This window comes from Vibrio sp. 10N.222.55.C6 (genome assembly GCF_041473395.1).
Taxonomy (GTDB): domain Bacteria; phylum Pseudomonadota; class Gammaproteobacteria; order Enterobacterales; family Vibrionaceae; genus Vibrio; species Vibrio crassostreae_C.
Genome location: NZ_JBFRSD010000009.1, coordinates 180282 through 200866, shown reverse-complemented (window position 1 = coordinate 200866; position 20585 = coordinate 180282). Strand labels below are relative to the sequence as shown.

The following is a 20585-nucleotide window of genomic DNA, read 5'->3' as shown; positions in this document are numbered from 1 at the left end:
CCGTTTTCTTTACCTGCCATATGTTATTCAAGTCTCTGTTTTGAATAGCCACTGATTAAGATAAATCTCTTTAAAAGTCGCATTGTCATAACTGCTTAGTTATAGTCAAACTATTGATACATAGAATGACAAACAGGTTCCATTGAGTCGTTGGATAGTTAACTCCTCATTATTAGCATCGCTCGTTTCCCACTCTGCCTTCGCGGAGGAACAGGATGAGTGTCACAGCCAACCGTTAGAAGACACGCGCGTCGAAAAAGCTTACCACTACCTAAACAGCAAGTTTTGTCAGCCCGCAATATGGTTCGATAACTTCTTTGTGGATGACCGTATTACCGAGGACGCCAGAGCCGGAACCTCTGTACGTTGGTATAATGATTTCATCTATTCTGAGGGCGGTGACGTGGATTATTCCACCAAGCTCAACGCACGCCTGCATTTACCCTTTGTCAGCAAAAGGCTTAAGCTAATCTACGAGTCTGTTGGCGATGAAGAATTCTTAGACTTCTTCCCACAAGATTCTGAAGAGTTAGAGAATGCACTTGGCCTTCGTTATGACGCCTATGCCAAGGGTTACAGTAGTTTCAATATCAAAGCGACATTACGCCCAAGAATAGAGGCTCGCTATCGTTTTACCTACCCGCTCACCACAGATGCAGTATTCAGGCTGACCCAACGTGTATATCAAGAAAAACAAGAGACTGGTGAGATCACCGACATCGACTTTGATCTTTCTTTAAGTGATGATTTCTTGGCTCGATGGTCAAGCTTTGCAGGATATAACGACGACCTTAAAGGTTGGAACTATGGTACAGGGCTAACCTTGTATCACTACCTTGCCCAAGACCAAGCACTTCAATATAGCGCCACGATTAATGCAACGGATGAGCCTCATAATCATTACGAATACGCTCAGGTTTCGGTTACCTACCGACAAAACGTATGGAAAGAGTGGCTGTTCTACGAACTCATCCCTCGTTATCAATGGGAACGAGAACCTCATGAGAAACACACCGAAGAAGCCAACATCACCCTTAGGCTTGAAGTCTTGTTCAACAATGTCTAGTGAGTGTTTGTGAGATTGGGGCATCGTTAGATAGAAAACGAGGCACAAAAAAGCACATCATGTGATGTGCTTTTTCAGTTCTATATAAGGCTTAAACTGTAGTCTTAACCCTTGTAGTTTCTTACTCGTGCCGCTTCTGCTTCACGCTTGTCGACAACGGTTTTACCGATTGGCGCCAATGAGATAACCGCGAGCTTAAGGTGCTGAATCGCAAACGGAATACCTATAATAGTAATGAAACACGCTACTGCTGACATGATGTGACCAATCGCCAACCAGATCCCCGCAAATAAGAACCAAATAACGTTACCAATCACACCTAGCGGGCTCGTGCCGATGTCCATTTCATTGGTTAGCTCATCACGCGAAATCGCTTCCTGACCAAATGGGAAGAATGAGAAGTTACCCATAACAAAACATGCTCTACCCCATGGAATACCAACGATGGTTAGGAATGCGAGCAGTCCGAAGAACCACCAAGCTAGTCCCATAAATACGCCACCGAACAGAAACCAAATGATGTTTCCTATTGTTTTCATTCTGTATTCTCCAAATCTTTGAATGCTATTTATTTAATATGCCGAGTAAGGCAATGATTGTTGTAATAGGTTCATTATTGTTGAACCTTTATGAACCGTTTATGAATCACTTACATTTTATGTGATTGATATACACCACGGTTCTCTAAATCTACATAGGGCTAAACCCATTTATTTGATACCATACACTTAGATTTTTAGTACCAAAAAGCTAAACAGACTCAACAACGAATTTAAGGCCGAATTTATGAATAACACTGAGCAACCTAAAAAGAAAATGAAAAACTGGGTGCCAATCGTCTTCTTCGGACTTCTCAGCACTGTTCCAGTGTTCATGTTCTTAGTTGATGTGTACATCAACCAGTATATGTAACAGAGCCGGACATCCTAGCTATATAAATGGATATAAGAACCCTTTCCTGTATCCATTTCAGTTCCAATTAGATCAGTTCTTCTTCAGCCAGCTCTTCGTTAATCAAATCAGCTCTTCGCTAATAAAATCTAGAATGTCTATCAGCTCATGATCAGGCAAATTTAGTAGGTTATCCCCTACATACCATTCAATCTTACATTGGTTTGGCAACTCACTGATCGCTGGGTTTCCTATCCAAATCTTGTGTTTCTTCGCTATGTTATCTCTCACAATAATGCCGTCTTCATAGCTCACAGGTAAATAGAGGTGAAGCATGTTGACCTGCGGTTGTTGCGGGTTAATCGTAAACTGAGGGTAATCTTGTAGGATTTGATAAACCTGTTTGGTGCGTTCGTATAAAGCAGGCATCAGTTCTAATCGCTCATCAAACTGCATTGCTGCCGAAACCACGTAAGGCGTGCGATGATAAACATTTCCGCCCTGACGCTTCATCCATGCCGACGCTTTTGCTACGAAAGCCTTGTCACCTAATAAGAGTGACCCCCCAAGACCGTTTAACCCTTTGTACAGCGAAACATAAGCCGTATCGAACCCCTTAGCAATCTCGCTGTATGGCTTTTGATAATACGCGCCGCACTCCCACAAACGCGCACCATCCATATGCAGATGAATCGATTGTTCTTTGCAGTACTGCTTTATCGCTTCAAGCTCTTCCCACTCAGGCAGCTGACCACCAATCTCTCGCATCGGTAGTTCATACAATGCCGCGGCAATCTCATCAGGCCAAGCCTTTAAGTCGTCGACATTCCAAGTGCGAAATACGTTGCCGACCGGAAGCACGTTGAATCGATTTTGGAGCTGATACCCTTGGCGTTCATGACGCATGATATGACTCGACTCATGCATCGCTACTACTGGGTTTCTTTTCTCTTGGCACGCAATTTCTAATGCTGTGGGTTGATTCATGGTGCCGGTAATCACAAATACAGCCGCTTCATAACCTAGCAGTTCCGCGACTTTGTTTTCGAAGCTCTCGATAAACTCACCATCGCCGTAGCTATCATGGCTCACATTGTGTGTCTCACACCATTCAGCCATCTGAGCGAATGTTTGTGCTGGAGTCGGTTCTAGGTGACCGGAAAGCAACAAATCACATTGTTGACGCAAGTCCATGCTCATAGTTTTTCCTTTATTCATTGTTGTTCTATGTAGGGTTATTGGATTATTTACGTTACCCACCAACGGTGACATAAAATGCCTATATTCGCTTTTACTATTCGTGAATAATTAGTTTTACTCAGTCATCGGCGGCTTGTGCCGGAAATACTCAAATTGACGGATGTTTTATACAATTAAGTACCTAAAAACACACGCATCTAAATAGATAAGTATGGGCTAATTCGTTGTTGTTCAACCATTCTTCTATTATTGTATATCTATAATTCCAATAAATATTATTCGTTAATGGACAAAGAGGGCTATATGTCGAAAAATCGAGTCTTGGTGCTATTCGCCCACCCTTCTCAGCATCGCTCTGAAGCTAACAAACCGTTATTTGAGCAAGCAAAACGCGTTGACGGTGTCACGTGCGTCGACCTCTATGCCGAATATCCAACGTTCAAGATCAGCATCGATCGTGAGCAAAAACGCCTATTGGACCATGACATCATCATTTTTCAGTTCCCCTTATATTGGTACTCCACACCGGCAATTCTCAAAGAGTGGCAAGATCTCGTTCTAGAGTATGGCTTCGCCTATGGAACCGATGGCAACGAGTTACAAGGTAAGAGCTTACTGTGTTGCATCACTGCTGGCGGTAAAAAGGATGCTTACCAAAGTGATGGCTACAACCACTTCACTATTCGAGAACTGCTTCACCCAATTGAACAAACCGCGTCTTTATGTGGGATGAACTATCTTGCGCCTTTTGCGCTTTTTGGATCTCGTACCGCTTTAGAAGAAAACCGTATTCAACAACATGTCGATAGCTACAGAACGCTTTTACAGGCCTTGGTTGCAGGTGATATCAACATCAAAAGAGCCAACAAGGCAGAAAAGTTGAACCATATTGTGGAAGAATTGATGGCAGAGGTTAAATAATGACGGGATACTTTCTACAAGCATTTATCTATTTAATTGCAGCCGTGATTGCGGTCCCTATTGCCAAAAGACTTGGACTTGGATCAGTTCTCGGCTACTTAATCGCTGGCGTTGTGATTGGTCCCATCATTGGATTGGTTGGCGAAGAGACAACAACCATCCAGCACTTTGCCGAGTTCGGTGTAGTGATGATGCTGTTCTTAGTCGGGCTTGAACTTGAACCTAAGATGCTATGGGCGATGAGAAACCGATTGATGGGGCTTGGTGGCCTTCAAGTTGGTGGTACGACCGCTATCGTGATGGGAATTGCACAGTTCTTTGGTCAACCTTGGACGATTGCTTTAACTATCGGTTTGATCTTTGCGCTTTCATCGACAGCCATTGTTCTACAAACGTTCAATGAGAAAGGCCTGTCTAAAACGGAAGGCGGTAAAAACGCTTTCTCGGTACTTTTGTTCCAAGATATTGCCGTTATCCCAATGCTGGCGTTCATCCCTTTGTTGGCTCTTCCTGAATTGGTTGCTTTGGCAGAAAGTGCCGCCCAAACCGCTGCACACCATGATGAACTCAGTTTAGTTGCAGGTTTGCCAAGTTGGGCATACGGACTTGTTATTACGGCTTCAATTGCGATTGTGGTCGTCGGTGGACATTATCTAAGTCGGCCACTGTTTCGTTTTGTTGCGAGCTCTGGCTTACGCGAGATCTTCACTGCAACTGCACTGATGTTGGTGATTGGTATTGCCGCGCTAATGAGCCTTGTTGGTTTGTCGCCTGCCCTAGGTACTTTCTTAGCAGGTGTGGTACTTGCCAACAGTGAGTTCAGGCACGAACTGGAATCTAACATCGACCCGTTTAAAGGGTTATTGCTTGGATTGTTCTTTATCACGGTAGGCGCAGGTATCAACTTTGGCGTTCTATTTAACGATTTCGCACTCATCATTGGCTTAACTCTTGGCGTGATGGCGCTGAAAGCCTTGGTGTTGTTTACACTGGCTTTAATCTTCAGAATCAAAAACAGCGACCGCTGGCTATTTACATTGAGCTTGGCTCAAGCGGGGGAATTTGGTTTTGTACTACTCAGCTTCTCAGCACAGAACCATGTATTACCTGCGGATATTGTTCAAACACTATCACTGGTTGTTGCCCTCTCTATGTTCTTAACTCCTGGTCTGTTCATTCTGTTTGATAAAGTGATACTTCCTCGTTACGAGCAAAAGTCTAACGATCGCGAAGAAGATACCATCGAAGAGAAAGGCACGGTGATCATTGCTGGTATTGGCCGATTCGGTCAGATTGTTAACCGCTTATTGGTATCGAATGATGTCAATACTGTGGTTTTGGATCATCAAGCTAATCAAGTCGACTTGCTACGTTCAATCAACATCAAATCTTACTTTGGTGATGCGACTCGTCATGATTTATTACATACCGCTGGTATCGAAGAAGCCGCAATGTTGGTTGTGGCTATCGACAACCAAGACTCAAGTGTTGAATTGGTCAAATACGTTAAACACAACTACCCTAAAGTGAAAATCTTAGCGCGTGCATTCGACCGTGGTCATAGTTATCGCCTAAGAGAAGCAGGTGCAGACTTCGTGGAATCAGAGACCTACCATTCTGCTCTTGAAATGGGTGCAGAAGCCTTGCGTTCTTTGGGTCATCACCCATTCTTCGTCGAGCAGCAAAAATCGACTTATCAACGCGTTGAGAGCCGTAAGTCTGAAAAGCTTTACCAAGCTTGGTCTGAAGCGGAAGAGAACCCACGCTACGACAACAACTACCGACAAATCTTCATTCACCTTGAAGAAGCAATGAAAGAAGATATGAAAAAAGACCGTTCAGACAAACACTCTCGTTCTGAACGTGGTTGGACACCTCCACCGAAAGGCTATGCAGATGGCTTTGAGGAAGAAGAGTCTTAAGCAGAATCTAGACTACAGCTCTAGATAACCATGCTATTCAACCATCAAAAGCGGCTATTTGAGCCGCTTTTTCTTTCATTTAACCCCGACAAAACCTCAAATGAGCACAAGTATCAGGTGCTGAAACTCTTAATCCGAAAGATTTGTGTGATCTAGCTAAAATTTTTAATTTCTGACCACATGGCAAAAGTGGATTCGATTTTTACATTATTGAAACATTTCCACCCCGCATAAACCACACCAAAAACATGGCTATATATGCACTCATTCCTACCATTCAAGCACCCACCCAATTCTTAGCGACCACTCTCTAAGGCTTGAATTACATTGCATATATCGAAATACGCCGCAAAACCCCTAACAGATTCATTCATCAATCAAATAAATAACGCACGACATTCACAAATTCAAACCATCAAAATTAACATAAACATTTCAAAATATGTCTATCGTTACAATTTGTAACGAATGGCGGTTGTCGGTATAGTCCTGCAATTCAAAAAAGTGAGACCTTTGCGCTCACCTTAAAGGAGATATAATAATGATTACTAATGATGCTGTAATAATGGGCATGTTAGCTGTTATTCTTGGCGGTGTTTTTATCACGGAAAGTAGCCAAAATAGCGCACTGAAAAAATTCTACTCGTTCGTTCCGGGTCTATTGCTCTGTTACTTTGTTCCTTCTCTATTGAACAGCCTAGGCATCATCGACGCATCAAACTCAAAGCTGTACTTTGTTGCAAGTCGTTACCTATTACCAAGCGCACTCGTTCTACTGATCATCTCAGCTGATCTACGCAAAATCTTCGGTCTTGGCTCAAAAGCCGTCATCATGTTCCTAACGGGTACTGTCGGCATCATCATTGGTGGCCCTTTGGCAATTCTGATTATCGACCAAGTTAACCCTGACCTAGTATCTGGCGATGTATGGCGTGGCCTTACAACTGTGGCTGGTTCTTGGATTGGCGGCGGTGCGAACCAAGCAGCAATGAAAGAAGTGTTCGAGGTTGATGACCAACTCTTCTCTGCAATGATTACGGTTGATGTTATCTGTGCGAACATTTGGATGGCAGTGTTACTTATCATGGCAGGTCGTCAGAAGAAGATTGATGCATGGTTAAAAGCCGATACTTCATCTATCGAAGACCTAAAAGAAACCGTATCTAAGTACCAAGAAGAAAACGCGCGTCCGACGACGACAACGGATCTAATGAAGATCACTGCGATTGCGTTTGGCCTTACGGGCTTAGCACACTTCTTTAGCGACATTATCGCACCATGGATCTCAACTAATGCTCCTGAACTGGCGCAATACAGCCTGACTTCTGGATTCTTCTGGTTAATCGTAATGGTGACTACGTTTGCACTCATTGCTTCATGCTTCAAATCAACACGCAGCCTTGAGCACAGTGGCGCATCTAAAGTGGGCTCTGCATTCATCTACATCCTAGTTGCCACTATTGGTATGCAGATGGATATCACAGCTATCTTGGATAACCCAGGCTACTTCTTCATCGGTATCACTTGGTTAACCATCCACGCGATTATCATGATTGTGATGGCAAAGCTAATCCGTGCACCACTGTTCTTCATGGCAGTAGGTAGCCAAGCTAACGTCGGCGGTGCTGCATCGGCTCCTATCGTAGCGGCAGCGTTCCACCCAGCATTAGCTCCAGTAGGTATTCTAATGGCTGTACTTGGTTACGCACTCGGTACATACGGCGCTTACATCTGTGGCCTAATCATGCAGGCTGCTGCATTGGGTTAACAACTCATTGCTGTAAAAAATGGGCAACTGAACCTTGATCATATCGCCCATTTTCTTGAGTTCCGAGATGTAAAAAAGGCGACAGTAAAAACTGTCGCCTTTCTAATATCTTGTTACTCAGCTAAAGCTTATTCCCAATCAAGAATTACTTTACCTGACATACCAGAGCGCATCATGTCGAAGCCTTTCTGGAAGTCGTCCACTTTGTAGTGGTGAGTAATGATTGGTGTTAGATCTAGGCCTGACTGGATTAGTGAAGCCATTATATACAATGGCGAATTAAGTCATTTAAAAACAAAAGCTTAAAAAAAATCAAAATTGACAATGGCGACAAAATGGCGACATATTTTGAGCTATCAGATAAAAACCAGAAACCTAAAAAATAAGGTTCCCGCTAATCCGCGATGAACCTTTTGTCTATGTTCGATTTAGTGGCTTTCAGTAAATATACGCACGTATCGACATCAGATAACTTTGATTGCCCATACTATTTAGTTGATTGGTTAAAGTTATACATTAACGATTGCTTTAATGCCGCTTCTAACCAACCATAAGAATTACAGTCTCTATGCGTTATTTATAGTAGATTTCAAGTAACTCATCACTCTCCCATTGAGTTACTAAATATTAGTAACACTTATCACAAAATATGTCTTGTTAGCGCACTATGATTTCGACTTAACGCCATTACATCATCTACCAACTTCTCGATTTGCTTTTGCTGCATTTGCATTCGGCCTTGAAAGCTTTGGTATTCACTTTCATCCACTAATGCTAGGTCGTGTTCTCGCGCTTGCTGCTTAAGTAACTGCAGTTCTGGGGTTTGACTACGCAATTCATTTTCTAAGTCTTGTTTAAGTACTCTTTTTGCCAATGCATGTTCAAAGCCATGCTCTTGTGACCAAGCATTAGTATTGAATACAGAATTGTAGTGCACATGTACAATTTGCGTTGTTACGTTTTTCGCCTTGGCCAGTTCAAAGATTAAGTCGTTTAAGGAGAGGTCTTGTGGAACGGTTGGAATAGGAAATGCTGGATCTTGGTTTGTTGTCATACTGTCAAAAGCACGAATGACATTAAGATGGAACTTTGGACTAATCCACATTGCGTATGAGTAGACCAATTCTTTGCATACCCACGTCCCTGCACTGTTGCCGCCACGTTTAGTTTTTACAGCAAAGTGAGAATTAGTATTTTGGTCAAAGTAAGAATTCTTACTTTGCTCAATTTCTTCAATTATGTCTTGAGTTTGCTTGTTCTTAAGAAAATGAACAGGCTTATGATTTTGATGCCCACCACTCACTTTATGTAGATCATTTAATGAGTACAAGTCATCTAGCACGCGGATATCTTTTGAAAAGATTGTTAAATTTGGCATGGTTGCCTCCTTGGGGATGATCTTTAAATCACCACACAAAGGGACTAATCTTCGGGTGGTGAGCTGAACAAGGTTAGTCCTACCGCTCCCAAGGTTACGGCCAGCCGAAGCTGCCTCGCCCAGCCCACCATAATGCTGATAGTACGTTTTATAAGTAAAACGACTATGTTCAGGTGTGCTGAAGCTGCACATAAAAAACCAGCAAAAGCTAGCGTCTATGCGCCTTGGGTGTATATTGCGGGGGACTAATCCCGACACTGGATTTTGCCAGTGCCGTTACAGATTAACGATGTGGAAGATCGGTGTCAAACGTTTAATAACGTTGCATATTGTATAGAGCGCGGTTCTTATAATCAGTTTGCCTCACCTATGAACGTAGACAGAATCGAGACAAAAACAACTCCAGAGCACACACGCAGTTCCAGAGTCACACTAAATTATTAACTAATTTAGATTCATTTTATTTGTAACTATTGTAATTTTAGCCACCCATACAAATACGAATGATAATAATTATCATGAATTGTTTAAAGAAAATAATAGTTTCCTCATTTTTCCTCTCACCAATACATTGTTATTCTACAGAAATTATAGGGGAAGCTTTTCAATCGAATGACTCTTACGAAAATAAGATTAGAGATAAAAAATCGTTAGAGTTAGAAGCCCCTGACTGTACTGGCAACTCCTCTTGGATTGATTACCCTTCCTTACCTCAAGAGCCTACAGAAACGAGTAAATCCGATATTAATTGCAGTTTTATGCAGTTTGCATGGCAATCTTTTGCTTATTATACCAGTGACAAGACACCGGATTTATTCTTGAATATGATGCCGAAAGACAGAATATTTAAAGAGATACCCGATAGTTGGGACAATAAAGGTGATCAAGGATTAGTACAAAGTGAGATCCTTCAAGCCGGCTCTAATTTCCCATTGAACGATCAAGAAGGCAATCCGGTCTTCTATCAACAAAGTGTCAATAAAAAATTCTACAATGACATCGTCAAACACGGATTAAACAATAGCCAATGTGTCGCCGATATTGACAGTGGGAAAACACCGTTTGAAATATCCCCAGGCTCCACTGAAGTAAAAACCTCATGGAAATTAATATCTAATAACGACAACCCTGAAAAATTTTTCACTATTCATAGAGATGTTGAGATCGACGGGGCAGTAAGGAGTAATGTTCTAATGGGCTTGGTCGGGATTCATGTAGTGCGAAAAACAAGGAATCATCCTGAATTCATTTGGACCACATTTGAACACAAGGAAAACGCTCCTGATTGTGCTGATGTTCCTAACCTATCAAATTTTGAAAAATCAGGTAAATGGACATTTTTCAACCCAATGTCCTTTCAGAAAGTGAATACTTACTTCCCTGGTAAACCTACTCAAGTCTGTAGAGAAACACCCTATGGGGTTGGTGTTTTAACGAAAACTGAAGTAGCTAAAGATATAAAAGCGCTTAACGAGGCAATGTCAGATTATTACCAATCACGTAAATCTGTTTGGTCTAACTACTTCCTTGTGGGCACATCTTGGACAGTCTCAAACGAGAGTGATTTAAATAAAGGAGAGGTGCCTCCCTCTTGGAAAAATGAAATAGGGGGTTCGAAGTTATTATCAAACAGTACAATGGAGACCTATGTCCAAAACCCTCAATGGTTTGCTTTAGTGCATCCTAAAGAAGATAGGGGCTGTTTTGCTTGTCATAAATATGACCCTTTAACAAAGAAAGCCTTACATTTAAGCCATATGTTTAATGCGGCCCAAGATTACGGTCAGTGTTTTCTTTAAGGCTTGATTTAGAACCTAAAAATTGAAACTTCCTAACAAAGAGTGATCGGCTTTCCACTTTTATGATCTTACCCTTTCAGATTAAAAGGTTTTATAGAAATTAACGTTAATTAAACCGCATAATAACATTTCACAGCTCAACACAATTCGTTGGATTTATAATTATAAAGAGTTAAGTATGCGCTCCAGACACCCTTGGTTAGACCGCTTATTCAGTCCCCACCCTCAATGGGTCTATAAGACTGGTGTTATGTTATTGGCCCTGTTGTTTAGCTTATTGGCTTCATTAGCAACCAGTCTTTATCAAGTTCATAATGAAATTAAGCATGACGTCGACTACCTCGATCAAATCGTTTCTGTTGCGATTAAATATGGGCTTGAAAAACCCATTCTTTCTGAAGCCAGCGTCGCTAGCGGTGAATGCTCCACTGACACTATAGAGCAGTTAGAGAAGCTTTATGTGTCGCATCTACTTATGTCGATACCCATCGTTAATCTTGATAAGCAGAAACCTTATACCTATTGCTCTCCTTTCGGCGTTGAGCAATTTGAACAACGTAATTTTAAGAACTTACTCAGTACACAATTAAAAGGGGAAATGTGGCGTTTAGCGATTTATTCTCTCTCCACAACCCCAAAACATCCCCCCTATTTATACGGTTCGAATGGACAATATGGCTTCCTCTTTCCATTACGCACGGAATACCTTTTTCTTGAAAATGATTTAGACCATCAACGCTCTATTCGTTTATCTTTACCAAAAGAAAATTACACTATCCTTGAAATAGGCAGTTTGCCCAATGCTGATCGCCTGTACTCGAACTCAGTTGCTTCAAACTATCTTCCTCTTACCTTTGAATCCTCCGTCTCTGCCTCACGAGTGCTTTCGAAGTTTAAGCAAAACTTGTGGCCGGTCACCACTTTACTCTTTATGATTTCACTCACCATTCTTTGGTTATGTGTTTCCTATTGGCACGCAAAAAAAGAAATTGCTCTTCAAAAAGCGGTTCGAGACGCCCAGTTTTTCCCCTATTATCAACCCATTGTAGACGCACAAACAGGTAAAATGCTCGGTGTCGAAGCTTTACTCCGATGGCTTCCCTCTGATGGCCGCGTCATAGAACCAAGCAAGTTCATCCATTATCTAGAGCAAAGTGGGGATATCATTCCAACAACAGAAAATCTCATTACAACCATTTACCGCGACTTATCGTCTTTGATGAGTCAAAACGCTGAGTTTTATTGCAGTGTCAACATCACTCCTCTGCACCTACAAAATGACGATTTTTACCACTATTTAAAGCGGTTTCAGCACGACTACTCAAAACTGACGCTTGAATTGACAGAACGCCAACCGATTGAAAATTTGGCGTTTGCCAGTCAGCGCCTCGCCTTACTCAAAACATTAGGACTTAAAATAAGCCTTGATGATGCAGGTACCGGTTATGGCGGAAACTCCTATTTGCATTATTTCGATATTGACACTATCAAAATAGACAAAATGTTTACACGCTCCATTGATGAAGGAAAATCCGCTGTTCTCGATGGGTATATTAAAATGGCTAAGCAGTTAGAAATGAATCTAGTAGCGGAAGGGGTTGAAAATAAGCTTGAAGCTAACGGGCTTTTATTAAGAGGCGTCTTTCAACATCAAGGTTACTATTACGCTAAACCTATGTCGATTGAAGATCTCCATCGCTGGGCTTTAGATTATGGTTATACTCACGAGCGGGTTAGTGAGGCGCTCAGCTAAAAACATCACGGAGCTTACCTTAGTCAACAACGAAAAGATGCTCTTACTAATACTCGTGGTTTAGCCTATTTGAGTCCATAAAACGAACACGTCGGGAGTAAAGAAGATAACCACACTCTTTGCTCATTTGTGGCATCACTTACTTAAAGTGGTCCACCAAGGTCCCCTTGTGGGATAACGAACCATTCCCGCCTTACACATCAGAACATGTACGTCAGAAAACCCTTTTGGCCCGTTCTTTCACGATAGGTCGAAAACCAAGTCCCTTGTGCGTTGCTGATGCTTTCAAACATTGTCATCCCCATTGATGTTGATTCATACTGACTACGTTGATATCGCAGTCTTTGAAATCAAAGTCGAAAAACACATTCGTCGGCTTATTATTCCATCTGCATACCAACACCTGCATCACCGTAAGAGTGGCTGCCTTCACTATTGCAAAAAGCGCCGCAGATGGGCGCAGGCCTGCGTAATATGCCTAAAAAGTTCAGGAGCCTTATCTGGGGCGACGTCCAAGGCTGTTTTTCTACTCAATTAAGCATGCTGGTTGAGTGGTTAAACAGAGTTACTTGGGAATACCAGACACCACACCCTTTGGGTGTGCGTATTCTACTACAAGAATACACAAGCCAGTTTGTAGCACGGCTCTTGAGAGAGAGCCCATTGTTTTGTTCTTTTAAAAGAGCAAAACAATGTCCTTAAAAGGAGTTTGAATAATGCAAATTGTATACGGATATTGTCGTGAAGATGAGGCGGGGAGTTTATTGGACCGCTTTGTTGAACAAGGGGATTTTGTCAGCTTCAAAGAACTGGGCTCAGTCGGGCGTGAATACATGGCATTTGCTGCTTTGTTGCCTTTTACTGACCGCCTCCCCTTTCCTTTCTATTGGAAGGGTGTTCATTTCGTTTCGGTTCAAAAACACACTCAATCGGTCCGTCAACTCACGCCACCACCATCAAAAAATGCTCGCAAAAAACATTATCGTAAACTCAAGAACACGATCATGACCCCTCAAAATTGGAAACAACACGTCTGTCGCAATCGCGGTTTGAAGTCTGTAAACGCTTCCTTGTTGCCTTTAATGTAATCGAGAAGAACCATGGGGCTCAACGGCAACACCTTCACTCATGCGGCCCAAAGCCTTCCCCAAAATATGGGGAACTAACAACGTCCATTTTTCAACCCACCAGATGCACGACACCCCTTTTGATAAAAGCGGTGCGATGTCGTGCCTCTTTTATTTACATTTAAAGGTAACCACATGAAAGATAAAACCTCACGCTTCAACCTTCCTCTTACGTATTGGCGTCACTTTTGTACGCTACTGGCCGTCTACTTTGCCTGTGCGTCACCCGCTTACGCCGATGACCTTTTTGCCAGTGGTAAAGATACCGTGACCAACACGGTAGGGACGGGGTCTTCTGGCGAGTTCTACATTCTGGTGGCAGGCCTGATTGGCGGCATCATCGTGGGCATCATGCAAAAGAACTGGGTGGGTGGCATCATCGGCTTTTTCGTTGGCGTGGTGTTCTGGGAAGTTGGTAAAGGGTTTGTAGGCTTATAAACCACATAAGGAGAGCGCGAAACTATTCGCCCTATTTCACTATGGATCATCAAGACAAACAAACCCTCTTCGCTTTTCCAAACTACTTACAAACCGACGTCAAAATAGTCGGATTTCCAATCGATGAAATACTCCCTTCTATCTTGTTGTTTTTGATGTTGTTCAACATCAATCGGTTGGTCGCGGTCGCCGTGTGTATCGGCTTTTTCCTCACCATTCGCAGCTTAAAAGTCCGACACGGCCCCAAATTCATCATTCACTTCATCCACTGGTATGGGGATGACACAGCGAATAAAACCATTTTTAAACGCACGCCCCCAGCCACAAAAAAATATTGGATTTACTGATGCTCAATGAACATAACGGCGAGGCGCTTAAAGCGGCTCGCTTTATCAATTACGTCCTCACCGCGGTGGTGTTGATCACCGCCTTAGGAACCGCTGGGTTGAGTTTTGCTTTATTAAGCCAAAACCAAGCGGAAAAGCGCACCTTCGTGCCACCTCATATCGACCGAGCGTTTACGATCTCAAGCGATGCGGTTGATGAAGCGTATCTTTCTATGATGGCCGATTGGTGGATACACCTAAAATTTAATGTCACGCCCTCTAACGTTAAACGTCAATTCAACTTACTCATTACCTACGTGCCGCCTAAATACTGGAGTGGCTTACAAGACAAGTTGATGCGAGAAGCCGAATTTATCATCGAGAACGACGTCACCAGTTTTTTTGAAGTTGACACGCTGTCTATCAACCTGAATGAAATGAAAATACGGGTCAAAGGCACGCTCAACAAAACCATCGCGGGGCGCACACTTGACCCTGAGCCCGTGACGTATCTACTCCAAGCCGATTACTCAAGTGGCTTGATTGAACTTCACACCATCGCCCAAGAGATACCGTTATGAAAATACGCTTGATTTATGCTTTTTTTGGTTTGTTGTTACCCATCATGAGCCACGCCCATACGATTGACGCAAAGACCTACTATTTTGAGCAAAATGATACCATTGTGTTGCCCTTATCCTCGGTCAACACCAACCGTTTAGTAGTGAAAGACGACAAGATATTAAACCTTCATTGCCCTAGAGGGTTTTGTCTCGCTAAAGCCAATCAACGAGACCAATCGGGCTCTATTACCGTCAAACTCAACATCGCCTTGCCTTTTACCGCGCACGTCACCACAGAGAAAGGTCAAAATTTCTCGCTTTTTATCAACCCTAAAGCCGTCCCTGCGGTGGTGAATGAGTTTATTCCGCTTCGCTCTACTGCAGAGAAAAGTGTCTTTGAAAAAGATCTCGAATACCCTTTGGCCTTGGGGCAACTCACCAAACAAATGATACATTGGCAGCGTTCAAAGACGCCTATCCCAGGGTTTCGTGTCCATCCGATTGACCCCGAAACCCTCCCCAAAGACACGTCGCCACTGGCCATTATTCCGCAGACCCTTTTTGTAGGCCGCCCCTTCTCAGGGCTTATTTATCAAGTTAAAAACCAATCCAATGACACCGTCACTCTGACCGAAGCGCAATTTTACAGTTACGCCAGTCGGAGCGCCTCACTTGACCGTTATACCTTACCCCCAGGTGAATCTACACATCTGTACATCATCACAGGAGGTCGCGAATGAAACGATTGAAACAGTGGCTTTTTAGAGAGTCAGACTTAGAGGATGGAGTGCTCGCCAATGACCAAAGTAAGCAGCGTAACCAAATACTCAGCCTGTTAGCCGTTGCGCTCTTAGTCGCAGTTTTTTTTGCGTTTAAAGCCTTTAAACAACCTCGAACCTCGCTAGATACTGCGAAAGAAGTCGTTGAGTCAGCCCCCAATTTTGGGGAAATCATTACTGATGATTTTACCGACAAAGACAACCGCTCAGCCTTGACCTTACAAGGTCAAGACATTGAAGACGTCAAAGAAAAGATGGAAAACCTCAATCGAGACGTCGATCGTTTGATGACGAGCAACGAAAATACGATTTCGCAAATGAAGAAAGAGAACGAGATCTTACGCGAGGAATTACGCCAACATCAAGAAGCGCAGCGCACCATCGCCTTGCCATCAACCCAATCGCTATCCTCAAAGGAAGCCGGTCACCTCACCGTCATGGGAGAGCCTGCGCCGTTTGGCTCGCGCCCACTTCCTCCCAAACCTTTACCCTCTTACGCCACCAATGATCTGCAAAAAGAGAGCTTTCAATACAGCAAAGCCGATAAGGCCTCGTTTGATGACCAAGGGCAAGCGTTTGACTCGTTTGATTTTTTTTGGACAGCCTCCTCAGAGTCAGCGTACCAACGAACCGTCGACAATTACGTCCCGTCGGGCACCTTTGTGACCGCCAAAATCACCGGTGGCGCCGATGCCAATGCCGGGGCGTTCGGCCAAAGTGATACCGCCCCCATCGTGTTTCAAACCGTGCATGAAGGCGTGTTGCCCAATGGAGAAAAGAGCCACCTCAAAGACTGCACCATCATTGGGAGCGTGTACGGTGACCTTTCTTCCAATCGCGGCGTGGCGCGCACTCACACCCTCAGCTGCATTCGGGACGGTCGAATTTTAGATATCCCCGTTCAAGGCACCGTCTTTAACTTTGGGCGCAATGGCATCCGTGGCACCTCGATTTTACGTAACGGCAAAATCGTCCAAATGGCGGGGATCTCAGGCATCTTAACAGGACTGGGTGAGACCGGGGCGGGCTTGGCCAGCACCACCTCAACCTCAGCGCTTGGCTCAACGTCGAGCCTCAACAGCAAGGATGTGGGATTAAGTTTATTGGGCAATGCCACCTCGGACGTGGGGAGTAAGCTTTCGGATTACTACATTGCCTTAGCCGAGTTATATCACCCCTTCATCGAAATCAATCCAGGGGGCATCGTGAATATCGTCTTTACGAAAGGGTTCCCTCTGGATGATGAGGAAGCGATCAAACGCTATGTTGATCATCAGACAAAAGAGCAAGAGCAAGCAAAACCAGACACCCTTTTAGAAACCATCACACTCAACCCTCTCGCGGCAGAAGTTAACCAACAATTAAATTAAGGTCGGCTTTTATGACTATCAAACTTTTCACAGCGCTGCTTATTAGCCTACTAGCAGGTTGCTCTGCGGGCTTTCAAGATGAATTTAGTTGCCAAAAAATCGGCGGTATACCCGGCTGCGCCAGCATGGATGACATTCGCAACATCTCGACACACCCAACAACACAACAAGTCGCCGAGGCTAACGTCCTGGCTTCCCACCCTTTTGCCTTACTGCCAAGACGCACCCGTGAAGGCCATCCTATTCGAACCCAAGACACGGTTAGGAAGGTGGTGATTTTTCCCTTTACTTCGGATGACACCACCACTTACCTCGACACAATGGATATTTACATTGTGTTAGACGAGTCTACCTGGACAGGTCGCCCTGTTCAGGCTATCAAGAAGGATTAACGCCATGGGCGTCTCAAAAGATTTAAAGGGTTTTTATCAAGAAGCCAAACGTGAATATAACCACCTTCATTCTGAACTGCCTTACCGCACTTTTGATGCGCAGCACAGCCTCTTTCATAACAAAAAGGGCGTAGGATTTGGATTCAAATTGAGCGTCTTAACGGGGGCGAATGACGACATGGTGGAGGCATTTAACCGTCTCATCATGGATTTACCGCCTGGCCATAAATGGGATTACCATTTTTCCATGATGGGCCACAACCACGTGAGTCATTTGATTGAGCAAAATACCGCCTTGAAATCCGCTCGTGCGGGTATTTGCAGTGAATTAGCAAAACAAGAAGCCGATTACGCCAACTTTGCGGCTCACCACGGCTTTTTTCATCGTCAGAAGCATTACTTTGACATCAAAGATTACAGCGCGTGGTTGTTTGTCTCCAGTACGGACGATGTTGATAGTGTGTTGGATTGCAAAGAGGCGCTCACCACGACTTTATCCCAAATTGGACTGGAGCTCACGCCGCTTACCCCCGAAGGCTTAATCAACTACGTCGAAGGCATTCTCAATTTTGACCCCACACAAACCGCCCCTCGCGGATCTGACTACGCACCAGAAGCGTTGATCTACAAACAAGTCCTCTCTCCTGATACCGAGTTTTTAACTCGCCGACATTACACCGACGTTCGCTTTAGTAACCGCCAACATCAAACGGTGACCTCGCGGATCATTTCATTGGGTTTACGCAGTACACCTCGAACTTTCCGCCTTTACGCCTTGCCCGATTGTTTTGCGTCCTTAAAGAGCGTGGCCAAAAATGTGCAATGTCCACACCTCATGACCCTCAATTTTCGCCATCAAGAATCGGGCAGTTTTGCGACCAAAAATGGCGGACGCATTGGAGAGCTGGAAAAAACACTCAAGTCCCCGATGGCATTTTTCTTCCCTCAAGCGAAGAAAGAGCAGAGCGAACGCGAGCAAATTCGAGATGAAATGTCGGATGGCATCAACAGCATGGCATACATGCACCTGACGCTGACGTTATTTACCAACAAAAAATCCGAGCGACTGCATCGCACTACTGCCATTAACGCCTTTCGCTCTGGCGGGATTGATTTACAAACCGTCTCGATGCTGCAAAGCCAAGCGCTCATGACGACCTTACCGTTCATGATGACCGATGGGTTTTGGGCCGATTGCGACCGTGCTGGACGCATTCAAACCGTAAAAACCGGCAATGTGGCCAACCTCTTGCCTCTTGTGATGGACGTAAAGAATTTCAGTGGCGGCATGATGCTTCCCACCATGCGCCAACAAGCCTTTTGGTTTAATCCGTTTAATTGTGGCTCAGATAACTACAACATCGCCCTGACCGGAGGCTCCGGGGCAGGAAAATCCTTCTTTGTGCAAAAGCTCGCCGAAACCCTCTTTGCCATGAACGGTAAAATCTGGGCGTTAGATAAAGGAAAGAGCTTTAAAAAGCTCACCTTGATGCTTGGCGGCCGCTACATGACAGCTGAGAAGATTTACCTCAATCCATTCACTCACCTGGAACGCATTGCCATGGGGGATGACTATACCGATGAAAAAGGCGAACAGGTCAACCCTCTCAAGGAAACGCTGCACACCATCACCGGACTCTTTGCGACCATGGCCTGCCCCACACACGAAATGGGAGATTTTGAAAAATCGGTCCTCGGTGATTGCATCATTGCGGCTTGGCAGGCACACAAAAGCGAGACGTTGGTTGACCATGTGCAAGAAGCGCTGTTTGCGGCGGCCGAAAAACAAGGCGGTGATCGCCGCCTTTCTGATATCGCCATGCAACTGAATAAATACCGCTCAGAGGGGATCTACGGTGACACCTTCAATAAACCGTCCATGCTGGATCCCAATGTCCACTTTACCACCATTGAACTCGACGGATTTCCCTCGGACATCATGCGACCGGTGATTTTTGCGCTGATGTCGAGCATCACTCAGCAGATGTACCTTTCAGGCTCTCGTTCAACGCCGAAGATGTGCATCATTGAAGAGGCGTGGTCTCTGATGGCTGGCTCTAATGCACAGGCACAAGAATTCATCAATACCGGTTATCGCACCGCCCGAAAATTTGGGGGTTCGTTTTGCACCGTGACGCAAGGGATTGAGGATTTTTACAGCACACCTGAAGCGCTCGCTGCGTTCAATAACTCCGACATTCACATCACTCTGCGTCAAGGCAGTGGATTGGCGAAATTCATCAAAGACAATCCTTCACACTTTTCACCCTATGAGCAATTTGTCATCAAGAGTTTTGAAAAGTCCTCCATCGCCGGTTACAGCTCTGTCATGCTAAAAACCGGTGATGTAACGACCTTTCATCGCTTGTTTGCCGATCCTTTTACTCGTGCGTGCCTTTCGACAGAGCCGCATGAGTTTGAGTACTGTGAAACCTTGATGAACCAAGGCGTCCCACTCATGGATGCGGTCAATCAAACCGCAGAGCATTTTTACGGACCAGAAATTGAGATCTTCAACACCCTCATCTATGGTAAGGAGGCCAAATGAAATCCATCCGTCACACACGTCTTGTCGGTGCCCTGTTTGCCATAGTGTTGATGATGTTCACGCTGATGGCCGTCAAGCTCAACACCGCCCCTCAAATCGTGGTCTTCGATATCGAACAAACGTTAGCGCAATATCAAGACCAACTCATTGAAGCCAACCTCAGCGATCAGGAGCACAGCGCGCAATTGGCGACCTTTGATACGGAACTCAGGCGGCTCTTGAAAGAATACGCGCAAGCGCACCATCTCGTGATTATCGTGCCAGGCGCGCTCATCAGCGGCGCACCGGATAGAACCACCGAGATCCAACATTACGTTATTGAGGCGCTTAAAAAGGAGTCATGA

At 44.3% G+C, this 20585-nt stretch carries 19 protein-coding genes and 1 pseudogene; 16 read left to right on the top strand and 4 right to left on the bottom strand.

Annotated elements, in window-relative coordinates:
• The first annotated feature begins 142 nt into the window (after positions 1-142).
• Positions 143-1066, top strand: coding sequence for a hypothetical protein (locus tag AB4486_RS09590; RefSeq protein WP_029235256.1), 924 nt, complete (start codon positions 143-145; stop codon positions 1064-1066).
• Between the two features lie 104 nt (positions 1067-1170).
• Here the strand turns inward: AB4486_RS09590 and AB4486_RS09585 are convergent, their stop codons facing one another.
• The gene (locus AB4486_RS09585; RefSeq protein ID WP_004730224.1) at positions 1171-1605 is read right to left on the bottom strand and encodes a YccF domain-containing protein; all 435 of its coding nucleotides are present in this window, start codon (positions 1603-1605) and stop codon (positions 1171-1173) included.
• 247 nt (positions 1606-1852) lie between these two features.
• Here AB4486_RS09585 and AB4486_RS09580 point away from each other — a divergent pair, with 247 nt between their 5' ends.
• Positions 1853-1978 (top strand): hypothetical protein, encoded by a 126-nt coding sequence (locus tag AB4486_RS09580; protein ID WP_017060906.1) that lies wholly within the window; start codon positions 1853-1855, stop codon positions 1976-1978.
• A gap of 102 nt (positions 1979-2080) precedes the next feature.
• Here AB4486_RS09580 and AB4486_RS09575 read toward each other — a convergent pair whose 3' ends face one another.
• Positions 2081-3157 (bottom strand): low specificity L-threonine aldolase, encoded by a 1077-nt coding sequence (locus AB4486_RS09575; protein ID WP_372100287.1) that lies wholly within the window; start codon positions 3155-3157, stop codon positions 2081-2083.
• Positions 3158-3460: 303 nt separating this feature from the next.
• Here AB4486_RS09575 and AB4486_RS09570 point away from each other — a divergent pair, with 303 nt between their 5' ends.
• The 3 genes from AB4486_RS09570 (at position 3461) to AB4486_RS09560 (ending at position 7768) form a co-directional block, all read left to right on the top strand.
• Positions 3461-4078 (top strand): NAD(P)H-dependent oxidoreductase, encoded by a 618-nt coding sequence (locus AB4486_RS09570; RefSeq protein ID WP_010428887.1) that lies wholly within the window; start codon positions 3461-3463, stop codon positions 4076-4078.
• On the top strand, positions 4078-6000 hold the full coding sequence (locus tag AB4486_RS09565; protein ID WP_372110202.1) for a monovalent cation:proton antiporter-2 (CPA2) family protein: 1923 nt from the start codon (positions 4078-4080) through the stop codon (positions 5998-6000). The genes AB4486_RS09570 and AB4486_RS09565 overlap by 1 nt, the downstream gene beginning before the upstream one ends.
• A gap of 541 nt (positions 6001-6541) precedes the next feature.
• Positions 6542-7768, top strand: coding sequence for a DUF819 domain-containing protein (locus tag AB4486_RS09560; protein ID WP_372117018.1), 1227 nt, complete (start codon positions 6542-6544; stop codon positions 7766-7768).
• A gap of 128 nt (positions 7769-7896) precedes the next feature.
• On the opposite strand, the pseudogene AB4486_RS09555 reads toward AB4486_RS09560, so the two are convergent.
• Together AB4486_RS09555 and AB4486_RS09550 are read right to left on the bottom strand one after the other, a co-directional pair.
• Positions 7897-8037 (bottom strand): annotated as a pseudogene (locus AB4486_RS09555) (L-threonine 3-dehydrogenase); the annotation flags it as partial.
• 371 nt (positions 8038-8408) lie between these two features.
• Positions 8409-9146, bottom strand: a complete 738-nt coding sequence (locus AB4486_RS09550) for a KilA-N domain-containing protein (RefSeq protein WP_102495456.1) — start codon at positions 9144-9146, stop codon at positions 8409-8411.
• Between the two features lie 518 nt (positions 9147-9664).
• Here AB4486_RS09550 and AB4486_RS09545 point away from each other — a divergent pair.
• From AB4486_RS09545 to AB4486_RS09495, 11 genes are all read left to right on the top strand, one after another.
• The gene (locus AB4486_RS09545) at positions 9665-10945 is read left to right on the top strand and encodes a hypothetical protein (protein WP_016800282.1); all 1281 of its coding nucleotides are present in this window, start codon (positions 9665-9667) and stop codon (positions 10943-10945) included.
• A gap of 178 nt (positions 10946-11123) precedes the next feature.
• Positions 11124-12698, top strand: a complete 1575-nt coding sequence (locus AB4486_RS09540; protein ID WP_016800281.1) for an EAL domain-containing protein — start codon at positions 11124-11126, stop codon at positions 12696-12698.
• A gap of 716 nt (positions 12699-13414) precedes the next feature.
• The gene (locus AB4486_RS09535) at positions 13415-13786 is read left to right on the top strand and encodes a hypothetical protein (protein ID WP_016800280.1); all 372 of its coding nucleotides are present in this window, start codon (positions 13415-13417) and stop codon (positions 13784-13786) included.
• A 174-nt stretch (positions 13787-13960) separates the two neighbouring features.
• Positions 13961-14263, top strand: coding sequence for a type IV conjugative transfer system pilin TraA (locus AB4486_RS09530; protein WP_016800279.1), 303 nt, complete (start codon positions 13961-13963; stop codon positions 14261-14263).
• A gap of 41 nt (positions 14264-14304) precedes the next feature.
• Entirely contained in the window at positions 14305-14610 is a 306-nt protein-coding gene (traL, locus tag AB4486_RS09525; protein WP_016800278.1) for a type IV conjugative transfer system protein TraL, read from the top strand.
• Positions 14610-15170 carry a type IV conjugative transfer system protein TraE gene (gene traE / locus AB4486_RS09520; protein ID WP_016800277.1) on the top strand — a complete coding sequence of 187 codons (561 nt, stop codon included), beginning with the start codon at positions 14610-14612 and terminating at the stop codon, positions 15168-15170. The genes traL and traE overlap by 1 nt, the downstream gene beginning before the upstream one ends.
• Complete coding sequence (gene traK / locus AB4486_RS09515; protein ID WP_016800276.1) at positions 15167-15892, top strand: type-F conjugative transfer system secretin TraK; 726 nt, start codon at positions 15167-15169, stop codon at positions 15890-15892. The genes traE and traK overlap by 4 nt, the downstream gene beginning before the upstream one ends.
• Positions 15889-17301: a TraB/VirB10 family protein gene (locus AB4486_RS09510; protein WP_017061841.1), complete on the top strand. Its 1413-nt coding sequence runs from the start codon at positions 15889-15891 to the stop codon at positions 17299-17301. The genes traK and AB4486_RS09510 overlap by 4 nt, the downstream gene beginning before the upstream one ends.
• Before the next feature lie 11 nt (positions 17302-17312).
• Positions 17313-17693 (top strand): type IV conjugative transfer system lipoprotein TraV, encoded by a 381-nt coding sequence (traV, locus tag AB4486_RS09505; protein WP_016800273.1) that lies wholly within the window; start codon positions 17313-17315, stop codon positions 17691-17693.
• 4 nt (positions 17694-17697) lie between these two features.
• Positions 17698-20241, top strand: a complete 2544-nt coding sequence (gene traC, locus AB4486_RS09500) for a type IV secretion system protein TraC (protein WP_016800272.1) — start codon at positions 17698-17700, stop codon at positions 20239-20241.
• A complete protein-coding gene (locus AB4486_RS09495) occupies positions 20238-20585 on the top strand; it encodes a TrbI F-type domain-containing protein (RefSeq protein WP_016800271.1) in 348 nt (115 codons plus the stop codon). Before traC ends, AB4486_RS09495 begins: the two co-directional genes overlap by 4 nt.

What these genes read in the sequence shown, in the direction of transcription:
- AB4486_RS09585 (WP_004730224.1), bottom strand. Translation starts at nt 1,605, where the DNA reads ATGAAAACAATAGGAAACATCATTTGGTTTCTGTTCGGTGGCGTATTT.
- AB4486_RS09580 (WP_017060906.1), top strand. Translation starts at nt 1,853, where the DNA reads ATGAATAACACTGAGCAACCTAAAAAGAAAATGAAAAACTGGGTGCCA.
- AB4486_RS09575 (WP_372100287.1), bottom strand. Translation starts at nt 3,157, where the DNA reads ATGAGCATGGACTTGCGTCAACAATGTGATTTGTTGCTTTCCGGTCAC.
- AB4486_RS09570 (WP_010428887.1), top strand. Translation starts at nt 3,461, where the DNA reads ATGTCGAAAAATCGAGTCTTGGTGCTATTCGCCCACCCTTCTCAGCAT.
- AB4486_RS09565 (WP_372110202.1), top strand. Translation starts at nt 4,078, where the DNA reads ATGACGGGATACTTTCTACAAGCATTTATCTATTTAATTGCAGCCGTG.
- AB4486_RS09560 (WP_372117018.1), top strand. Translation starts at nt 6,542, where the DNA reads ATGATTACTAATGATGCTGTAATAATGGGCATGTTAGCTGTTATTCTT.
- AB4486_RS09550 (WP_102495456.1), bottom strand. Translation starts at nt 9,146, where the DNA reads ATGCCAAATTTAACAATCTTTTCAAAAGATATCCGCGTGCTAGATGAC.
- AB4486_RS09545 (WP_016800282.1), top strand. Translation starts at nt 9,665, where the DNA reads ATGAATTGTTTAAAGAAAATAATAGTTTCCTCATTTTTCCTCTCACCA.
- AB4486_RS09540 (WP_016800281.1), top strand. Translation starts at nt 11,124, where the DNA reads ATGCGCTCCAGACACCCTTGGTTAGACCGCTTATTCAGTCCCCACCCT.
- AB4486_RS09535 (WP_016800280.1), top strand. Translation starts at nt 13,415, where the DNA reads ATGCAAATTGTATACGGATATTGTCGTGAAGATGAGGCGGGGAGTTTA.
- AB4486_RS09530 (WP_016800279.1), top strand. Translation starts at nt 13,961, where the DNA reads ATGAAAGATAAAACCTCACGCTTCAACCTTCCTCTTACGTATTGGCGT.
- traL (WP_016800278.1), top strand. Translation starts at nt 14,305, where the DNA reads ATGGATCATCAAGACAAACAAACCCTCTTCGCTTTTCCAAACTACTTA.
- traE (WP_016800277.1), top strand. Translation starts at nt 14,610, where the DNA reads ATGCTCAATGAACATAACGGCGAGGCGCTTAAAGCGGCTCGCTTTATC.
- traK (WP_016800276.1), top strand. Translation starts at nt 15,167, where the DNA reads ATGAAAATACGCTTGATTTATGCTTTTTTTGGTTTGTTGTTACCCATC.
- AB4486_RS09510 (WP_017061841.1), top strand. Translation starts at nt 15,889, where the DNA reads ATGAAACGATTGAAACAGTGGCTTTTTAGAGAGTCAGACTTAGAGGAT.
- traV (WP_016800273.1), top strand. Translation starts at nt 17,313, where the DNA reads ATGACTATCAAACTTTTCACAGCGCTGCTTATTAGCCTACTAGCAGGT.
- traC (WP_016800272.1), top strand. Translation starts at nt 17,698, where the DNA reads ATGGGCGTCTCAAAAGATTTAAAGGGTTTTTATCAAGAAGCCAAACGT.
- AB4486_RS09495 (WP_016800271.1), top strand. Translation starts at nt 20,238, where the DNA reads ATGAAATCCATCCGTCACACACGTCTTGTCGGTGCCCTGTTTGCCATA.